Annotated in this window: 19 protein-coding genes; 5 read left to right on the forward strand and 14 right to left on the reverse strand. The window is 63.9% G+C overall.

Annotation, left to right across the window (positions count from 1 at the left end; genetic code table 11):
- Entirely contained in the window at window positions 1-615 is a 615-nt protein-coding gene (locus ACSQ9I_RS39110) for a cytochrome b/b6 domain-containing protein (RefSeq protein WP_436317278.1), read from the forward strand.
- Complete coding sequence (locus tag ACSQ9I_RS39115) at window positions 612-1,349, forward strand: molybdopterin-dependent oxidoreductase (protein ID WP_436291321.1); 738 nt, start codon at window positions 612-614, stop codon at window positions 1,347-1,349. Before ACSQ9I_RS39110 ends, ACSQ9I_RS39115 begins: the two co-directional genes overlap by 4 nt.
- Window positions 1,350-1,408: 59 nt before the next feature.
- Here ACSQ9I_RS39115 and ACSQ9I_RS39120 read toward each other — a convergent pair whose 3' ends face one another.
- The 4 genes from ACSQ9I_RS39120 to ACSQ9I_RS39135 all read right to left on the reverse strand — a co-directional run bounded on the left by ACSQ9I_RS39120 (window position 1,409) and on the right by ACSQ9I_RS39135 (window position 3,674).
- Complete coding sequence (locus ACSQ9I_RS39120) at window positions 1,409-1,744, reverse strand: hypothetical protein (RefSeq protein WP_436291320.1); 336 nt, start codon at window positions 1,742-1,744, stop codon at window positions 1,409-1,411.
- A gap of 173 nt (window positions 1,745-1,917) precedes the next feature.
- Window positions 1,918-2,268 carry an MOSC domain-containing protein gene (locus ACSQ9I_RS39125; protein ID WP_436317279.1) on the reverse strand — a complete coding sequence of 117 codons (351 nt, stop codon included), beginning with the start codon at window positions 2,266-2,268 and terminating at the stop codon, window positions 1,918-1,920.
- A gap of 153 nt (window positions 2,269-2,421) precedes the next feature.
- A complete protein-coding gene (locus tag ACSQ9I_RS39130; RefSeq protein WP_436291301.1) occupies window positions 2,422-3,042 on the reverse strand; it encodes a glutathione S-transferase family protein in 621 nt (206 codons plus the stop codon).
- A gap of 5 nt (window positions 3,043-3,047) precedes the next feature.
- Window positions 3,048-3,674 carry an FMN-binding negative transcriptional regulator gene (locus ACSQ9I_RS39135; protein ID WP_436317280.1) on the reverse strand — a complete coding sequence of 209 codons (627 nt, stop codon included), beginning with the start codon at window positions 3,672-3,674 and terminating at the stop codon, window positions 3,048-3,050.
- Between the two features lie 109 nt (window positions 3,675-3,783).
- Here ACSQ9I_RS39135 and ACSQ9I_RS39140 point away from each other — a divergent pair, with 109 nt between their 5' ends.
- A complete protein-coding gene (locus ACSQ9I_RS39140) occupies window positions 3,784-4,113 on the forward strand; it encodes a GntR family transcriptional regulator (protein ID WP_436317555.1) in 330 nt (109 codons plus the stop codon).
- Window positions 4,114-4,154: 41 nt separating this feature from the next.
- Here ACSQ9I_RS39140 and ACSQ9I_RS39145 read toward each other — a convergent pair whose 3' ends face one another.
- From ACSQ9I_RS39145 to ACSQ9I_RS39175, 7 genes are all read right to left on the reverse strand, one after another.
- Window positions 4,155-5,243, reverse strand: a complete 1,089-nt coding sequence (locus tag ACSQ9I_RS39145; RefSeq protein ID WP_436317281.1) for a PDDEXK nuclease domain-containing protein — start codon at window positions 5,241-5,243, stop codon at window positions 4,155-4,157.
- Between the two features lie 114 nt (window positions 5,244-5,357).
- The gene (locus ACSQ9I_RS39150) at window positions 5,358-7,349 is read right to left on the reverse strand and encodes a phage integrase family protein (RefSeq protein ID WP_436317282.1); all 1,992 of its coding nucleotides are present in this window, start codon (window positions 7,347-7,349) and stop codon (window positions 5,358-5,360) included.
- Window positions 7,346-7,612, reverse strand: coding sequence for a hypothetical protein (locus ACSQ9I_RS39155; protein ID WP_436317283.1), 267 nt, complete (start codon window positions 7,610-7,612; stop codon window positions 7,346-7,348). Before ACSQ9I_RS39155 ends, ACSQ9I_RS39150 begins: the two co-directional genes overlap by 4 nt.
- A gap of 326 nt (window positions 7,613-7,938) precedes the next feature.
- A complete protein-coding gene (locus tag ACSQ9I_RS39160; protein ID WP_436317284.1) occupies window positions 7,939-8,352 on the reverse strand; it encodes a type II toxin-antitoxin system VapC family toxin in 414 nt (137 codons plus the stop codon).
- A complete protein-coding gene (locus tag ACSQ9I_RS39165) occupies window positions 8,349-8,636 on the reverse strand; it encodes a FitA-like ribbon-helix-helix domain-containing protein (protein ID WP_436317285.1) in 288 nt (95 codons plus the stop codon). The genes ACSQ9I_RS39160 and ACSQ9I_RS39165 overlap by 4 nt, the downstream gene beginning before the upstream one ends.
- 700 nt (window positions 8,637-9,336) lie before the next feature.
- The gene (locus tag ACSQ9I_RS39170; RefSeq protein WP_436317286.1) at window positions 9,337-10,419 is read right to left on the reverse strand and encodes a ParB/RepB/Spo0J family partition protein; all 1,083 of its coding nucleotides are present in this window, start codon (window positions 10,417-10,419) and stop codon (window positions 9,337-9,339) included.
- A 390-nt stretch (window positions 10,420-10,809) separates the two neighbouring features.
- Window positions 10,810-12,114, reverse strand: a complete 1,305-nt coding sequence (locus ACSQ9I_RS39175; protein WP_436317287.1) for an AAA family ATPase — start codon at window positions 12,112-12,114, stop codon at window positions 10,810-10,812.
- 468 nt (window positions 12,115-12,582) lie between these two features.
- On the opposite strand from ACSQ9I_RS39175, the gene ACSQ9I_RS39180 reads away from it, so the two are divergent.
- Window positions 12,583-13,947: a RepB family plasmid replication initiator protein gene (locus ACSQ9I_RS39180; protein WP_436317288.1), complete on the forward strand. Its 1,365-nt coding sequence runs from the start codon at window positions 12,583-12,585 to the stop codon at window positions 13,945-13,947.
- Window positions 13,948-13,997: 50 nt separating this feature from the next.
- The gene (locus ACSQ9I_RS39185) at window positions 13,998-14,342 is read left to right on the forward strand and encodes a DUF1016 N-terminal domain-containing protein (RefSeq protein WP_436317289.1); all 345 of its coding nucleotides are present in this window, start codon (window positions 13,998-14,000) and stop codon (window positions 14,340-14,342) included.
- On the opposite strand, the gene ACSQ9I_RS39190 is transcribed toward ACSQ9I_RS39185, so the two are convergent.
- From ACSQ9I_RS39190 to tnpC, 3 genes are all read right to left on the reverse strand, one after another.
- Window positions 14,258-14,491 (reverse strand): hypothetical protein, encoded by a 234-nt coding sequence (locus ACSQ9I_RS39190; RefSeq protein ID WP_436317556.1) that lies wholly within the window; start codon window positions 14,489-14,491, stop codon window positions 14,258-14,260. The two genes, ACSQ9I_RS39185 and ACSQ9I_RS39190, sit on opposite strands and share 85 nt — an antisense overlap.
- A 135-nt stretch (window positions 14,492-14,626) precedes the next feature.
- Entirely contained in the window at window positions 14,627-15,490 is an 864-nt protein-coding gene (locus tag ACSQ9I_RS39195) for a Druantia anti-phage system protein DruA (RefSeq protein WP_436317290.1), read from the reverse strand.
- Between the two features lie 10 nt (window positions 15,491-15,500).
- A complete protein-coding gene (tnpC, locus tag ACSQ9I_RS39200) occupies window positions 15,501-17,195 on the reverse strand; it encodes an IS66 family transposase (RefSeq protein ID WP_436315755.1) in 1,695 nt (564 codons plus the stop codon).
- Between the last annotated feature and the right edge of the window lie 260 nt (window positions 17,196-17,455).

Here is a 17,455-nt window from a genome sequence, read left to right on the forward strand (position 1 = left end):
ATGAAGAGCACGATGATTCATCCGCTGGCGGTGCGCGCCGCCCACTGGATCAACGCGTTCGCGATGACCTGCATGCTGATGAGCGGTTGGGCGATCTACAACGCGTCGCCGATCCTGCCATTCCAATTCCCCGCCTGGGCGACGCTCGGCGGTTGGCTCGGTGGCGCCATTGCGTGGCACCTTGCGGCGATGTGGCTGTTCGTCGCGAACGGCCTGCTGTATGCGCTCTACGGCATCGCCAGTGGTCACTTCCGCCGCGAGTTCCTCCCGATTCGCGCGAGCGAGCTGCTGCGCGACGCCGGACGCGCGCTGACGTTGCGGCTGGCGCATGAAGTCGGTCGCTACAACGCGGTGCAGCGCTTCGCCTACGTCATCGTGCTGCTGCTTGGCGTGCTCGTCGTCGCATCGGGCCTGTCGATCTGGAAGCCTGTGCAGCTGGCATGGCTGGTCGGCCTTTTCGGCGGCTTCGACTTCGCGCGCAAGGTGCACTTCGCGGCGATGGCCGGCATCGTCGGCTTCATCGCGATCCATCTGCTGCTCGTCCTCCTCGTGCCGCGCACGCTGCTGCCGATGGTCACCGGCCGCGCGCCGGCCTCTCACCGTACCGCATCATGATCAAGCTCTCCGATCACAAGACGCAGCTCGTGAACCTCGAGCGACGGCTGCTGCTGCGTTCGTCGCTGTCGATCGGCGCGCTCTCGATGCTGTCCGGCTGCAACCTGCAGGACAACGACCAGGTGGACAAGGTCCTGTGGGCGCTGTCGCGCTGGAACGACCGCGTGCAGGCCCGGCTCTTCAGCGGCAGCCGCCTCGCGCCGACCTATGCGGCGAGCCAGGTCACGAAGCCGTTCCCGTTCAATGCGTTCTACCCAGAGTTCGACGCGCCCCAAGTCGACGTGTCGAGCTGGCGGCTTGAAGTCTCGGGACTCGTCGCCGACAAGACGGCGTGGACGGCCGAGCGCCTGCGCACGCTGCCGAAAGCTGGGCAGATCACGCGCCATATCTGCATCGAGGGTTGGAGCGCGATCGGCGACTGGCGCGGCGTCTCGCTCAAGACCTTCCTGCAGCGCATCGGCGCCGACACGACGGCGCGCTACGTCGGCTTCAAATGTGCCGACCGTTACTACTCGAGCCTCGACATGGCCAGCGCGCTGCACCCGCAGACGTTGCTGGCGCTCGACTTCGGCAACGAAGCGCTGCCGACGGCGCACGGCTTCCCGCTGCGGCTGAGTGTGCCGACCAAGCTCGGCTTCAAGAGCGCGAAGCACGTCGCCGCGATCTTCGTTACCAACACGAATCCCGGGGGCTATTGGGAAGACCAGGGATACAACTGGTTCAGCGGAATATGACATCGTCAACTCTCCGCCCCTCATCGGCAACTCGGTGGCCACGGCCGCCGCCCGCCCGTTCAAGTCACGATTCGCTCATCTGGCACCCGCAGGCCACGCTGATCTCGAAGGCTCGGCGAATCCCTCCGAGTCCCGTCGAAATCGGCTGACGACGAACATCCAAAAAACGCCAATATCAGCCCCATATCTTGAAGGAAACGTTCGCCACCATCCTGGACGTTGCCGCCCTCACCTTCGCTGTCCGCCATATCGCCCGCCACCGGAAGCACATCCTCAGCCGGAATGGAAGTGACGTCCAGCGCTTTTTCCGAAAGCCGACCGAGCACGCGGGCATCGGTGACTGTGGTGGCAAGAACATCTCGTTGCCGGTGGCCTGGATGTTGGTTTCCCTTCAATCTGTCACTCCTGATCTTGCAATTGGCACTGCTGACTCTTTCAGTGTGTCATCGGCGTACGGTGCCCGCGCTGCCTACCCGCCGCTTCACTGCTAGGCGACGGCGCCTCAGAGACCTTCGCCGCGAGGTTTCATACCGTACGTTGCCGCGCGCGTGGTGACAGCTGGAACGGGTCAAATGCAAGGTTGGATGCGACAGTTCAGACCCGATCGGTTGATCAGCGGATCAAACACCTGCTTGCCCAGAATCTCCTCGATATGACGGCATGGCGTGGACAACCGCTTCGCCTCCAGAAGCGCCTCGCCTACCCAGAACTGCCGGCCCACGAGGTGGTCGAGGGGCACGCCCTGCACTGTCACATTTCGCCGATGTTCCTCGGGCAAGAGCCGGATCTTGGCATCGCGAGCGAATGCCTCCAGCGTTTCGATTTCGAACAGGGTGATCTGCCTGCCCTCCCCCGGCTTGTGGGAGTAGAAGTTTCCTTGCCAATCATGTATCGATCCCCCGAATTCCTTCGCCCGCAACCAGGGTCAGTTCCTCGAAGCACTCCATCGGAAGGAAGGCACGGGGAGTGATGTGCAATTGCAGAACCACCCCTGGTCGAGGCGGTGAAACTCTTCGTCGAACTCGCCTTTGGCGAAGGTGAAAGTGGCAGCGAACAAATCAGCTTCCTCACCTCATCCGAGCAAGGTGTACGGCGCTTGCCACCCGGCTGTTTCCGCAATGCGCGCCATCCAGTCCCACATGTGTGGATATTCGGCTCGGATGTCAAACCCGAGCTCTTCCTTCGGGTAGAACACGTAGCCCGCCATCGAGATGTCCGCTATCGTGAGGCGACGGCCGATGATGTACGGAGCACGCTCAAGATGGCGCTCAACGATGTCGAATGCGGCCATCGTTCGCTGCCGCATGTAGGCCAGCACTGCCTCATTGGGCGACGGCTTGGCAAACGTCCGCAGCCATCTGTAGCTCGCCAGGTTGGCGGTGAACTGGTGGTTGTCGAAGAGCAGCCAGCGCAATACTTCCTCGTGCTCGTTGGAAGCGAGTCGCAGGTTCTCCGCTCGCTCCGACAGGCGCATGAGGATGACACCCGACTGGGTCATCTTGCGCCCGTCGGCCTCTAGGACGGGCACCTCGCCGAGTTCGTTCACCTCGGCGCGCCAAGCGGGGCGCCGGGTTTCGCCGTTGAAGTAGTCAACGTTGATCTTCTGCCATGTGAGCCCCGAAACAGATAGCGCAAGGGCTACCTTGTACGAGTTGCCTGACTCCTTGAAGCAGTGAAGTCGATAGTTGGTCATGTCGGTTACTTCGCTGTGCCCTTCATGGCCTGCGCCAAGCCGTGGTTCCCACGCTCCTCGAGGCCACGAATCGCGCCTTCGCGATCACGAGTCTCGTGGTGCTGATTCAACTTGCGCTTGCCTTCGAGTCTGGTCAGACAGACTTCGATGCCGACGATGTGGCTGAGCTCTTCTGCCAAGTAGTCCGGCGGAGCGTCTCCCATCTTCCAGGGTTGAGGCTGGTCGGACTCGTGCTGCCGAGTGAGTCTTGCTACCACGCCCCGCAAGAACTTCTCGTCGTCGCGAACATGGATCGTGCCGTGAGCATGAACGACTTCGTAGTTCCAAGTTGGAACTCGCCGATGCGTCTCATGCTTGCCCGGATACCAGCTCGGCGAGATGTAGCCGTGGACCCCGCGGAACACAACGAGGACGTCGTCGCCGTTCGCCACCTCGCGCCACACGGGGTTGGCGCGCGCCACATGGGCTAGCAGAATCCCGCCGGCCTGCTGATCGCCGTCAAGCAGAAACGGCAGATGATTCGCCTCAAGGCCTGCAGCGGTGTTCGTCAGCAGCATCCCTAGCGAGTTCTCTCGGACGATGCGATGAAGTTCTTCGATCCGCGGCTCTACGAACTGCTTGGGTAGGTACATGGAACATTCCTTGAAAAATGGCCGCCGACGGGGCAACTAGACGCAACTGTGCCTCGGTGCCGGCTCGTTGAAAATATCCACTTCTGTAGTATTTCATTGGGCCAGTTGCATGGGAACGCCAAGCGGACGACCTCAAGGGCTCAGCCGAGCTCTCTATGAAGAGCTTCGAGCACGGATTGGTGACGGCACCTTCGCGCCAGGGTCGACCCTTCCCTCGACGCGAGCGCTCGCAGCTGAACGCGGTTTATCGCGGACCACCGTATCTACTGTGTACGACCAATTGGCCGCGGATGGGTTCATCGACAGCCGCGCGGGGGCGGCGAGTCGGGTGGCGCTTGAAGCCCATCACACATCGTGTGGCCACATCGATTGCCAAGGTCAGCCAGGGCCGCCCCATGGTGCGTCGAAACCACGGATCGACCACAAAGCATCCGACTGAGTGTGGTCGATCTGGACGATCTCCAACTCAAACAGTTGCCGTCACTTTGCCCCTCGGCTGGGTGTTTGCACCTCTGGCGCGTTCAGGACATAGAACTCATGCAGCTTGGCCGCCAGCATCTGCTTGTCCGGCAACTGCGTCTGGTACTGCGCCACGAGTGCCGGCGACAGTGTCCGGCTCAGCGCGTACTCGACCACCTCGCTATCCTTCGACGCGCACAGCAACACGCCAATGGCCGGGTTTTCATGTGGCTTGCGCACATCCCGGTCCAAGGCTTCGAGGTCGAAGTTGAGCTTGCCCAGGTGCTCAGGTTCGAAACGGTCCACCTTCAGCTCGATCGCGACCAGGCAGTTCAAGCCGCGGTGAAAGAACAGCAGGTCGAGCGCGAAATCACGTCCGCCGACCTGCACCGGGAACTCCGAGCCGACGAAGCAGAAATCACGGCCCAGTTCGGTGAGGAAGGCACGCAACTGGCCCAGTAGGCCCCGGTGCAGGTCGGCCTCGGTGTGGTCAGCCGGCAGGTCCAGAAATTCGACCGCGTATGCATCCTTGAAGACGCCGGCTGCGGTATCGCCATGAGTTTGTGCCACCGCCGGTGACATTCTTGGCGGAGCGAGTAACGCGTGCTCGAAGGCGGCCAGCCGAAACTGCCGCTCCAGCTCACGTTTGCCCCAACGTTCCTGCACGGCCAGGCGCAAGTAGAACTCGCGCTCTTCGGGACGCTTGGACTGCGTGAGGATGATCAAATTGTGCGTCCACGGCAGTTGTGTCACCAGCGGCGTCACTTTCTCGTTGCCGTTGTACGCCTCGAAAAACTGCCGCATTCGGAACAGGTTTCTGCGTGTGAAGCCGCGTTGCCCTGGCATCGTGCGCGCCAGATGCTGCGCCAGGCGGTCCACCACGCCTTCACCCCAAACGGCTGCGGCCAGCTTGCCGCTGATGTACTGGCCGATCTGCCAGTACAGGTCGACGAGTTCGGTGTTGACCGCCTGATACGCCCGTCGCCTGGCCTGCTCAATGAGGCCGACCACTTCAGCGAACGAGGTTTCGATGGGCTCTGCAGCGCTAGACTGGACCATGGCCTGGAGGACGGGCGCACGTGCCTTAGAAGTTGCTTTGCGGGAGTTCACGCTGATGTTCCTTGCGCAATTCGTCGACCAGGTCACCGGCCTCGCGTTCGAGGGCGAGCACAGGCGAGCAATTGCGCGCTGCCGAAACATGCTGCCCGAATTCTCTTCTGGCCATCAGTGGGGAACCGCTGCTTGAATGTGCAAATCATCGGGTGAAGAATCCTGCGTCAATCCTGATTTGACTTCCCAAATCCCCGCATCGCCGTCAGGCGGCTCGCCCTTTGCGGTCGTCAGATACATCGACGTCGTCCCTACCGATGCATGCCCCAGGTTGTTCTGCACCACCTCAATCGGCACCGGCGCCTGTCCTTCCCTGCCCTGCAGCGCGTGCGACCCATGGGAATGGCGCAGCCAATGCGTACTGGCTTTTCTCAGTTGCTGAGCGTCAACGCCTTCGACGCTGACGGCGGCCTGCGCGAGGAACGCCTTGAGCGCCTGGTACAGCCCAGAAGCCGACCATCCCACCGGCCGCTCGAGCTCCGTGTCGAAGCGCGCCATCACATGGATGCCCTGGTTGCTGACCGCCCCCACGCCCCGCTCGAAGCCATGCCGCGCCAGCTCGTCGCCGAGCTCCTCGACCAGTTCCGCGGGCACCGGCACCTGGCGGCTGCAGCCGCCCTTGCCGATCACCGACAGCAGCCAGCCGGTCGTCGTCGCTCCATCGGCCGCCTTGTACTCGACCCGCTCCAGGTCCTCGCACTTGACGCTCGTGATTTCGGCCAGGCGAAGCCCAGTGGCATAGAGCCAGCGCATGCCGCGTCGCAGACGTCGCCCGGCTTCCGTGTCGACATGGTCCTGCAGCAAGGCGTCGAGGTGGTCCCACTGCGCAAAGCTCAGGGTCCGACTCGAGCCCAGCGGCCCCTGCGGGTTCTGCGGAAGAATCACCGCCGCAAACGGGTTGCCCACCACGTAGCCCTGGCTCACGAGGAACGCGAACAGGCTGCGCAGGATGATCAGGGACTGCCGCAATGCCGCCGGTGTCAGCGGCCCTTCGAGCGGCCGCCACATCGGCGACCAGCGTTGATGGTGCCGCGGCCCGCACCAGCTCGACGGCGGCTCGACGAGAAAGCCGCGGTAGGCGCTCGCATCCTCCACCGACAACGACGACAACGCCTTCTTCCTCTCGAGGATCGACCAGAGGAGCAGCCGCTCCGCTTCCTTGCGATAGGAGCGCTGGGTCGACGACAGTTCCCTGCTCCCATCGCCCGGCCGCTGGGAGGCCAGCCAGGCGCCGATGGCTTCATGGTCGTTGACCGCCAGGACAAGGCACTTCGCCTGTGGCGCGCGGTAGCGCCCCTCGCTGCCATCGAGCTTGGCGGGCAGAACGAATTTTTCAAAGGGTACGAGGGCCGTGGCCGCAGGCACGACCGAGGCCAAGGCTGTCGGTGTCTGCTGCGCCCGCGGCGTGGCGACGTGCGCACCGACGCGCAAGCCGAGGACCGCTTCGTTGGCATGGAGCCAGTCCAGGATCCGACCCGCCTTGCGCTCGCCCACCCCGGGCACCTGGACCCACCAGCGGGCACCGATGCCGTTGATGCGCTCGACCAACGCGACGAGGGTCGGCAAGCCGGCGCGCGCGAGCCGGGCGGCCAGCGACGGGTGCAGCCAGGCCATTACGCTGTCGCTTGGGCGTGGGTCCTGGACCACCAGCCCCTCGAGCCAGCGCAGCGCCTGCAACTGGTGATCGATGACGCGGGCGCGGCGCGACGGCCGGGCCGACCCAGCGCTTTTGTTACCGCCCTGCCCTCCGCGACCCCCAGCGGGATACGCGGCTTCGTAGGCCTCGATCTGCTCGGCCTCGGAGAAGTCTTCCAGGCCCTTCACGGCCGCGAACTCGGCCAGGCTCGGCAGGGCCGGTGCGACTGTGAAGCGGTCCGGGTCGAGCAGGATCAGCCGCGCCGTGCCCGGCTTCTGCTCGCGCCGCGCCGCAGCCGCGAACGCGTCGCGGATCCAGGCAATGGTCCGGCGCACCGTGCGCAGATCGGTGTGCTCGCCTTCGAGCCGCAGGTACCGGTCCCAGCTGGCCCGCTCGTCCAGGCCCTGGGTCAGCGCCCGCATGAAGGCGAAATGCCCGCGATGGAGTTTGCGGGGTGGCGGCTTTTTCACGTGGGGGACATCGGCCCGCCGCCGGAGCCCGACGGCGAACTCTGCCAGAACTTCCACCAGGGCCGAGGCGCCATCGGTTCGGGCGCCAGCTGGTGCAATTGGCTTTCGCGCAACCGGCGGCGCCGCTCGACTTCCAGTGCATGCGCGACGCCGAAAGCATCCCGATCGCCGTAGCCAGCGCGCGCGCGCCAGCTCACGGCGAGGTGCGAAAGTTCTTCGTCGTCAATGCGTGCGAGCTGCGATGGCGTGGGGACGGCGGTCATGGCACAACGAAGATAGCCGATTAAAAGCTGGACGGTTCTGCATCGATCGCACGCGTGTGTGAAACCGCACGACCTCCCCTTTCATGCCCAGCGGATGTTGGGTTTTGACGATTCAACCTGATGATTATCTACATAATCATCAATGCGATTTTTAGCCGACGCGCCGCCACTTTTCTGAGATCATCTTCCTAAGTCATTGATGACGTTGGGTTTTTATCTCGGTGGGCAGTAGCACGATGGCTCTAAAAGCGAGATCAAGTCCCGTTGCCGGTAGTCGACTCTGTTCTGCTGGCCCGTTTCAGTGAGAACCGTGGGCACTCGGCCAGCTACGCAGTCCATGGGTTGAGCACTTGCAGGCCCATCGCCTCGAACGGCCCGGTGTCGCGGGTCGCCACTGCCTCGATGCCATTGGCGTGCGCAACGGCCGCGATCTGGGCGTCACCCATGGAAATGGTGTGCCCTGCCCGACGCGCCCTTTCCGCCATCTGCGCATAGGACCGGGCGGCGAACTCGTCGAACGGCAAGCACCTGAATCGCGCAATCAGGCTGTTGATGGCTTCCTCGAGACGCAACCGGCGGGCGCCGACATCCAGGCGGGCCGCGCCGTCGAGCATCTCCATGACAGTGACCGCGCTGATGCATAGTTGATCGACCACCTGGTCGTCCAGCCAGGCGATCACGGCGGCGGCGGGGTGAGGCTTCAGAGGCTCTGACAGGACGTTCGTATCGAGCAGGATCATTCGAACGTCGCCGGTTCGTTCTGCTCACCCGAGCGCCTGAACACGGCATCGATCTCCTCATCGCTCATGCCTTCCCCGGCGGCAGCGAGGCTGGCCTGGAACTGGCGGCCAATGGCGGCGAGCTGACTGCCCAGGCCCGGCCCCCTTCTGCGCGTCGCATCGACCAGGAGCGTCCGGGCGAGGCCTTCCACGCTGCGCCGACCGCCTTTGTGCGCGTCGGCTGCCATGACCTTGAGGGCAGCGTGTGCGTCCTCGGGAATATCGCGGATGGTGATCGTCGACATTGCTGTCATTCCTTTAGATTGCTAGCAATCATAGCATGCGCTGCCGTTCCCCTACAAGTCGCTGCGTTGTCGGCGTTGAGTTTTTAGCCCCGAGGTGCTGCGTAGCACATGCATTCTTGCTGTGTCATTTGGTCGCAAATTAGTGAGTGAGCGCTCGCGGTCATTTAACGAATCGAAGGAGCACACCGCTTGGGCGGACGGGGCCTCAGACCTGACTACCGACGAAGGCGTCAGTCATCTTAGCGAGCTTCGGCGCTGGGGCTCGCCATCGCTGGGGCATCCGCCTTCGGCTTCTCCGGTTCGCATTCGCTGCGCGATTAGGTACGCGCCCTTTTCCATCGGACGCGGCACAAAGCAAGCCTCTCGCACGCCAGCGGGCAGGCCGGGCATCCTTGCGCCTAGTCATCGCCGCCTGCCAATTCGGCTTGCCCCACTGCCCACGACGCCCGATCTCTGTTCTGTACGAGGGCCTCGACGCTCTTCAAGCTTGTCGCGCTCGTCGATGGCGGCATCTCACTGGTGTTGGTGGCGCTCTGGACGCGCTGGCGGATGGCGCGCCACCTCGACAAGCTTCGCCGCGCCGGGGCAAAGTCGCGCATGACGCCGCAGGGAGCAAGCCATGAATTTGCGCGGCGCAAGTTTCCCAATGGCACTCACATTGGCGCCCCACCCTCCCCTATCCTGCCGCTCGCGCCGCGCCCTACCCCTGTGCGCGAAGCTTTCCCAACACGTCTGCGATCGCGACCGAGATCGCCTCTGAAGGCAGGTCCGCGATCGCGCCCGGCAGCAAGGAAATGGTCACGCCACCGTCGGCAGCCTGCTGGCACGACCCCACCGTCTTGCCCTGACTCTGCACCGGGATCTTCTGCGCCTTCAACACCGGATCGAGCCCCAGCAGGCGCGCCACCACCACGGCCGGGGCGAGCTTCTGGCCACGCAGCTTTTCGGCCCGCTTGAGCACCGCACGCCGGTCCTTCTCCAGGCCCGCGTTGAGCTGCTCCGCATGTCGGTGGTTGATCTCCAGCGGGCTGCGAAAACACTCGACCACGGCCGGCGGCAACTGCGCCACCATCAGCGCCTTGCGGACCCAGGTGTGGCTCACGCCCAGCTTCTCCGCGAGCTGGCGCTGGGTCGGAAACAGCTGCTCCTCGAGCGCGCGCTGGTACATCATGCCCTGTTCGTACGCGGAGAGATCGGCGCGCTCCCGGTTCTCTCGGTCCATCGCCGCGAACAGTTCGGCATCGCCCAGTTCATCGGTCCAGATGACCGCCAGGACCGGGATGCCCAATTCCAGGCAGGCACGGTGACGCCGATGCCCGAACACCAGCTCGTAGCGGTCGGTCTGGTCGGGCACGGGCCGCACCAGGATCGGCTGCACGTTGGCGCCGGCCTGTTCGATGTCGGCCTTGAGGCCCGCGAAATCCGCATTCTCGAAGGATGCCGCATGGCGGTTGGCCCAGCGGGTGGGCTGGATGGTCGAAGGATCCAGCTTGCGCGCGGGCGTCGAGCCGTCGTACTGGCGAAGGCGCTCGCGCAGCGCCGAGAGTTCGCCCTCCACCGCTTGCATCTGGCCGCGGAAGGCCAGCATCTGGCCAGGCCCTGTCCGCGGCGCGGGATGCCCCACCTGGGCCAGTGGAAACCTGGTTTCCACAGCCGCCGCGGCGCCTGGGAAGCGGGGGTGCGCGGGCGCGGCCGGGGCGGCACTGGGCGCTGCGGCGGGCGGCACCTCCGGGATCGACAACCCAGCTGTCAGTGCTTCGAGTCGCTTGCGGGTACTAGCCATGTTGAGTCTCCATTGCGGTGGAAACCTGGTTTCCACGGACGTTGCGGCGAGCCGGAATTTGGCTTCCGCCGAGGCGCGACCATCCTTTGGGTTTGGGGGTGTGGAAACCTGGTTTCCACACGTGAGAGGTATCCTGGGCCATGGAAACCAGGTTTCCACCAGCCGCGCAGCGCCTTGCGAACGAGGGTCCCGCGGGGCGAGCTTTCATCACCGGATCGCCCTCCTTCTTGCTGCCCTCTTGGGGCACCGGCATGCCCTCTCCATACATTGAGCGCGTCCGCCGCCGCCCCTCGCTACATCCTGGCGGTCGCGACAGCTTGGTCGGTGCCGTGGAAACCAGGTTTCCACCGAAGGTCGCGGTGGAGGCCGTGGCGCCAGCTTCGTTGCCGCTCATTGCACCTGCGCCTTGTCTTGCCAACTGCTCACCACCGACTGCTCCACCAATTCCACGAACGAGTCATAGGCGTCGGCGGCGCGCTTGTAGGTCTTGGCAGCGCCCTCGTACTTCTGCACGTCATAGACCGTCGCAAACTCGGCGGCCTTGTTGCTGGTCACGCTGGTCTTCGGAATCTCCACCGGCAGGGTGTATTCGCCGTAGGTGGCCTGTATCCACTGCCGCACCGCCGGCGTGGCCGGGTCGCTCGGGTCCACCCGGCTGAGCAGCACATGCAGGAAGTCGAAGGCCTTGCCCGCGCGATCTCCACTTTGCGCGTCCAGGTTACCGCCCAAGTCGGCCAGCAGCGACCAGAACTGCGCCGAGGACGCAAAGTCCAGGCCCGACGGTGGCACCGGAACGATGATGCCGTTCGCCGCCCACAGCGCGTTAATGGTGACGTACGACAGCGACGGCGGGGTATCGATCACGATCACGTCATAAAGATCGCGCACGCTCTCGAGGCCGATGTTCAGCACGTCCCAGAACTTGGCGCCGGGTTCCTGCATCTGGCGCGCCGGCAGGGCGAACTCCGCCGAGAAAAGGAAGGGGGCGGCCGCCACCAGATCCAGCCCATCCCAGTAGGTCGAGCGGATCGCATAGCGGATGTCCGATTCGGTCCCATCGCACAAGGGAGCGATTGTCATGTCCTCGCTGATCTCGGCTTCGGGAAGCAGACCATGCAGAGTCGTCAAAGATCCCTGCGGGTCGGTGTCGATGGCCAGCACGCGGTGCCCGCGCAGGCTCAGTCCCTGCGCCAGCACCATCGCGGTGGTCGTCTTGGCCACGCCGCCCTTGAAGTTGCCCACCGCAATGGTGAACGCCTTCTTGCCCGCGGGGCGCATCTTGTCGGCGCGGTAGGTGCGGGTCCACGAGCGCAGCTCATTCAGCTCGAAGTTGCGCTTGCCGCCGGCCGGCGTCAGCCGGCCGGAGGGAAGATCTTCCTTCGTGATCCGATACGCCACATGCGCCTTGTCAACCCCGCACAAGGCCGCCAGTTGAGCGGTAGAGTAGACCGGTGCGACCTTCCTGGCCTCGGGCGCCAGCAAGCGGCCGCGGATCTGCTCGACCATGGAGCTGGCGCGGGTCGCCAGGGCTGCGATCCGCGGCATGTCGATGCTCGCACGGACAGAGGAGGGCGGGGCGGTGATGGGAAGTGCGGAAACCTGGTTTCCAGCATCGGCAGGAGCGGGGAGCGCCATATTTGAAGAGCCTCGTTCGACGGAATTCGGCGATTCTATTGGAATCCGTAGAATGAACAAGATTCGTGAGATTCAGCAGTGTTCGGGGCCTGCGAAGTGTGAGAGTGATTGGGAAACCGGCCGGATCGGGGCTTCACGAGCACTCCCCAAAGGGGTGTCCAAGGCCATCGAACCGACGCATTGGCTGCCTTGCGGCCCTCAACGCGCCTTCGGGGGGCTCACAAGCGCTCCAGCTGCCCCATAAGCCCTTGTCCACTCACGTCAAATCCCATCCGGACACACATTCGACGGCGCGAAATCCCATTCGCTCTCACATTAAACCCCAATCGATCTCACAATGAATCCCAGCCGTACTCACACGTCGGCACGTAAGTCATTGTCGTGATGGGAAAAACCGGCCCGTCAACTCTTCAATTTCCCCAAGTGTTCTTTTCAAATGACTCAAGACGCAGCGGGTTCTAAATGTGAATTGACCAATTCACAAGTCAGATGCATGATGTGAACTGACCTGATTCACTGAAAGACACCATGGAGGAGGGTGAGTTTTCGCGGCCCCCACCGAAGCCCCCGGCAGTTCCCGAGGACCAGAGCGTCGCCAAGGCCAATGAGGCCATCGCCATTCGTCCCAAGCGCGGCCGCCTCACGCTCCTGTCGCGCCGCATTTACAACGCGCTGCTGTACCACTCGCAGCGGCAGGGGGTCGACGAACCCGTCTACAAGCTGGCGCTCAGCGAGCTGATCGGCGACGCCCGATTCAATTCCAACAACACCGAACTCCTGAAATCCCACCTGCGCGACATGCAGGCGACGACGATCGAATGGTCGACCAGCGGCAGCGGGCTGAAGCGCTGGGTGTCCTCGCAGTTGCTCGGCACAGTCACCATCGAAGAGCAGGGGAGGGGGCGGCCGTGCGTCGTCACCTGGCGCTACCCGGAAGAAATCCGGGAGCGCCTGGTCAAGCCTCACCAATACACCCGGGTGCTGCTCGAGATCAGCGGCCAGATGCGCAGCTACCCGGCCGCCGTGCTGTACGAGATCGGCGCGCGCTACCTCACGTCGCCCGGCCGACTGTCGATGCGAGAGGATGTTCTGTGGTGGGCGGCGGTATTGACCGGACGCAGCGACATCACCGAGGTCGATTACCGGTTCTTGAAGCGCGACGTGATCAGCAAGGCTCTCGCGGAGATCGACGCGCTGTGCGAAGACTTCAGCCTCGAGCTCATCGAGCACAAGCGCGGCCGGCGCATCGAAGAGATCCAGTTCAGGGTCGTGCCGAAGGTCCAGCAGCGCCTGGGCGCCGCCGACGATCCGAGCCGCAACGTCTTTGACTTGGAGCTGGTGGGCAAGCTGATCGCGCTCGGCATGAAGCAGGACGAGGCTCAGGATCTGTACGCGACGACCGACGAGGGCCAACTGCGGGGCACGCTGGAACACGTCGAGCAGCGCCTGCGCAGCCAGTCGCTACCAGCCCTCAAGTCGCCGGCCGCATATTTCAAGGATGCCCTCAAGAAGGGCTATGCGGGGGTCAAGGGGCCTGTCCCTCCTGCAGCCTTGCCGCCGCCGCCCGCAGCGCGGCCTGCGCCCGCGCTGACGGAGGGAGAGCGCATGCACCGGATCCGCGAGCTGTGGGATCACGACCGGATGCAGAAAGCCAAAGCCCTCTACCTCGAAATGCCTGAAGCCATGCAGGCTGAGATGCGATCCCGGTTCGAGGCCGATCGGCTGGATGAGATGGCCGTTCCGATCGCACGCGCTTGGCGGCGCGATGGTCCGGGCAGCCGGGTCGCAGCGACCACCTTTCATCGGTGGCTCGCGCAGATCACCTGGCCCGAAGACCCATCCGATCGGGTGCTGCTGGATTTCGCGCTCGCGCAGGGGGTTGCCGGTATGTAGGGGAGGGCGCTCGCGCTCAGTCGGATCCGGCGTTCTATGGCACCGATGGAATGTTTGAAATCGGGCGGCGTCTACGGTCCCATGTGCTGAAGGGCGAGCGCGGTGCCTATGGCGAACAGGTCGTTCGAACCGTCGCCCTCCAGCTGACGAGCCAGTACGGTCGTGGCTGGGGCGAAAAGCAACTTCGACATTGTCTCCGCGTCGCGGAGACTTTTCCGGACGAACAGACTGTCTCCGCACTGCGGGGACAATTGAGTTGGACGCACATCAAGACGTTGATGTATCTGGACGACGCGACGAAGCGGGATTTCTACATCGAGCTTTGCCGGCTTTGCTGTGCAACACACGAAGAATTCCTATTGCATCGCCCAAGAACGCGGTACGCCACGAGGTAGGGCGTCTTGCTGATGATTCTCGTGTCGTTGACGCGACCGGGGCGACCGAACTCCGGATCAATCAGCACATCGATCTGCTGCGCAATCCGTTCGTCGACCAGGACAGCGACGCGGGGGTTGTCTTGATCGAATTCGTAGTAGTCGGAAATTCCGTCCCAGTCTTCGGAGCGTCAGGACTTATCACATCGGAATCCGTACAATTTCTAGAAATCTAATCAAATCAACAAGTTACCAATACATGGCGACAAAGCATGTAAATATTCGGTGAACCCGTAGAGCGGTGGCTACTGGCAGAGGACGGTGCCGAAGTCCTTGCGCAAGGGGTACATCCAGATGTCCTTGATGGGCACGATCTGGCTGTGCACGCGGCTCTTCTTGCCGCGCCCGACGGTCTGTCCAACGTGCACCCAATTGGCGGCCTTGTAGCAGGTGCCGCGATGGCGAGGGCTTTCCACGAAGGTCTCCAGCAGGACGGGACGATAGCCGTAGCGCTGGTGCCATTCGCGCGGCAGTTGCCGCGCGGCCAGCGCGAGGATCTTGGAGGCAAGTCCCTTGCACTGGATCCAGGGCAGGATCAGGAAGCGGGCGTTGTTGACCACGAGTTGCAGGTTCTTCTGCCGCTGGGACTCGCTCCAGCCGATGAAGCGCTCACGGTCACTGAGCTTCCATGCGCTGGCCCCGAAGCTGAGCAAGGCGACCAATTGCTCACCGGCATACACGTAGTAGCGCATCTGGCTTCCCGACATCGGCGTGTAGCCCAGGTAGTGATAGCGCGCCATGTACTCGTTCCACCGTCGCGATTGCGCATGGCCTGCGGCCACGGTGTGCAGCTGGATCGCTCCGAGCTCGTGCACCGGCTGCGTCACCACAGGTCGAGCGTCGGTGTGCGGCGTGGGCAGGAATTCGGGCCGGCGGCGGTGCTGACCCATTTGCGACGCTGGCAATGTGAGCAGCCCGTCGGCCTGCATGCGCAGCATCGCCACCCGGCACGTCATGTCCTTCAAGCGGCCGTCCGGGCGAACCCAGTTCAGCCGCTCGCATACCAGCCGCGACAGCGGCGCACGCTTGAGTTGCGGGTTGCGCTCGATCAGCTGCACGATGGTGTGCAAGTCCTCGTCCGTGAAGTCCCGTCCGCAGTAGCGTTTCATGTATGGCGTGTCATGAAGCGTCGAATCCCCGGTGGCTCGCTCGCATGGTGGCCAACTGCGATGCACTCATTTGCCAGGGCACGAAGGCGCTGAGCTGCGCGGGCGGACGCCCGCCCGAATCGGCACAAGCTTGCAAGTACGCAATCAACCAGGTGCGTGCGTTGATCTTCCATAGCCTGGTCGTCATCAGCAGGCTCATCACCGTGGCCGCCAACTCGCCCGACCACTGGCTGCCCGAGCCGTAGAAGTTTTTGCGTCCGACCACCGCCGCTCGCAACGCGCGTTCGGCAGCGTTATTGTCCAGATCCAGCCACGGGTGCTCGACGAACACCACCAAGCCCGACCAGTGCGCCTTCAGGCTTTGCAGCACCTTGCGCGCGGGGGTGGCCAGCAGCGAGTTGCCCAGCGCGTCGTCGCACTTGCGCTGCATGGCGTTCACCGCTTCGCGCAGATCCCGGTCCCGCTCGATGAAGACGGCCGTGTCGATGCACCCGGCATCGCCATAGGCCTGGCGGCGGCGCCCGTGCAGGTGATACAGCAGGCCGACCTGGTCCACCCAATCCATCGCCCAACTCCACAGCGCGGGGTGGTCGTTGGCGATTCTGAGGAAGTCTCTTCTCTGATGCGCCCAGCAATACGACAGGCTGATCCCTGGGGTCTGGGTCGCAAACTTCTTGTACGCCGCGTACCGGTCAACGCTCAGGATGCCCGACTCCACGCCCCGCAGCGCCGCCCCGGGAACCCGTGCCGAGCGAGACGGATCGAGGATGAACTGCACGACGTCCTGCGCCTGGAACACCCACAGATACCAGCGGTGACCGATCTTGCCCTCGTGTTCCACGAACACTTCCCAGCGCGTCTCGTCGGCGTGCCAGTGCGATTGCGCTCGTAGCTGGTTCGACCAGGCTTGCCCGAGCGGCTCGAACAGCGGCGCCAGCCGCCTGAGGCCGTCCGTGATGGTGCCCTGCGAGATCCGCAAGCCTTGATCAAACCAGTCGTGCAGCAGGCGGTGCGTGGGCTGACCGTACGAGAACTTGGACAACAGCACGTTCACCCAGACCGACACCCCCAGCTTGCCGCGGGGGATCAGGCGGGGTGGCAGCGGCGCGGTGACGATGCCGGCCAGGCAGCCGCATCGGCACGTGGGCCGATAGCGTTGGCGCCGGATCACGCGACGGTAGGCCTTGACCTCCAGCTCCACGACCTCGCTGTCCTCGGTGCCGGGAAACGCACTCAGGCCTTGCCCGCACTTCGGACAAACCGCGTCCAGCTCGATCGTCTCGCATCGCGCGGGCAGCTCAGCCGCACGCCTGCGACCGTGGCCCGGGCGCCCGCGCTGCTGACCCCTGGGGCGCGGCGCACCTGCAACCGCACGGCCTGACGGCGCAACGAACATCGACTGCTCCGTCCTGACACCAAACACCCGTTGGCGCAGATCGAGGATCTGCGCCCGAGCCAACGCCAATTCCTCGCGCAGGCCCAGCTCCCGAAGTCGGGCCTTCTCGATCTCGTGTTGGTGACGCCGCTCAGCCCAGTGCGCACGCGCCGTCGCACGTTCATGCAGCGACTTCCATTGCTTGGCCGCCATGACCAGCTCGATATATGCCTGCCTGGTCAGTGTCACGGTCTGTTGCGCGAATGGGGTCGCGCCAGCGCCGGCCGTGGTGCGGGCGGGCGATGTCTCATCGTCCGCATCGGTTTGCACCACCAACACCGTCGCACTCATGGGGGCAACGGTAGGGGAAAACGCAAAGTGTGTCCAGCGATTCTTGATCGCCTCTCGATCACACCTACGGGTTCACCGAATATTTACCAAAGCATGGCCTTACTGCCGCCTTGCAATGCCTGGATGAGATCCTCAGGCCGTTGCCCAGGAGGTCAACGAGCCCAGCTCACGCCGCACAAGGACCGGTGGCCGAACACCTGGTGGCCTTCGGGAACCAGGCGCTCCCGTTGGCGAGTGAC

Origin of the sequence: Variovorax sp. LjRoot84 (assembly GCF_964254305.1) — a bacterium.
GTDB lineage: Bacteria > Pseudomonadota > Gammaproteobacteria > Burkholderiales > Burkholderiaceae_C > Variovorax.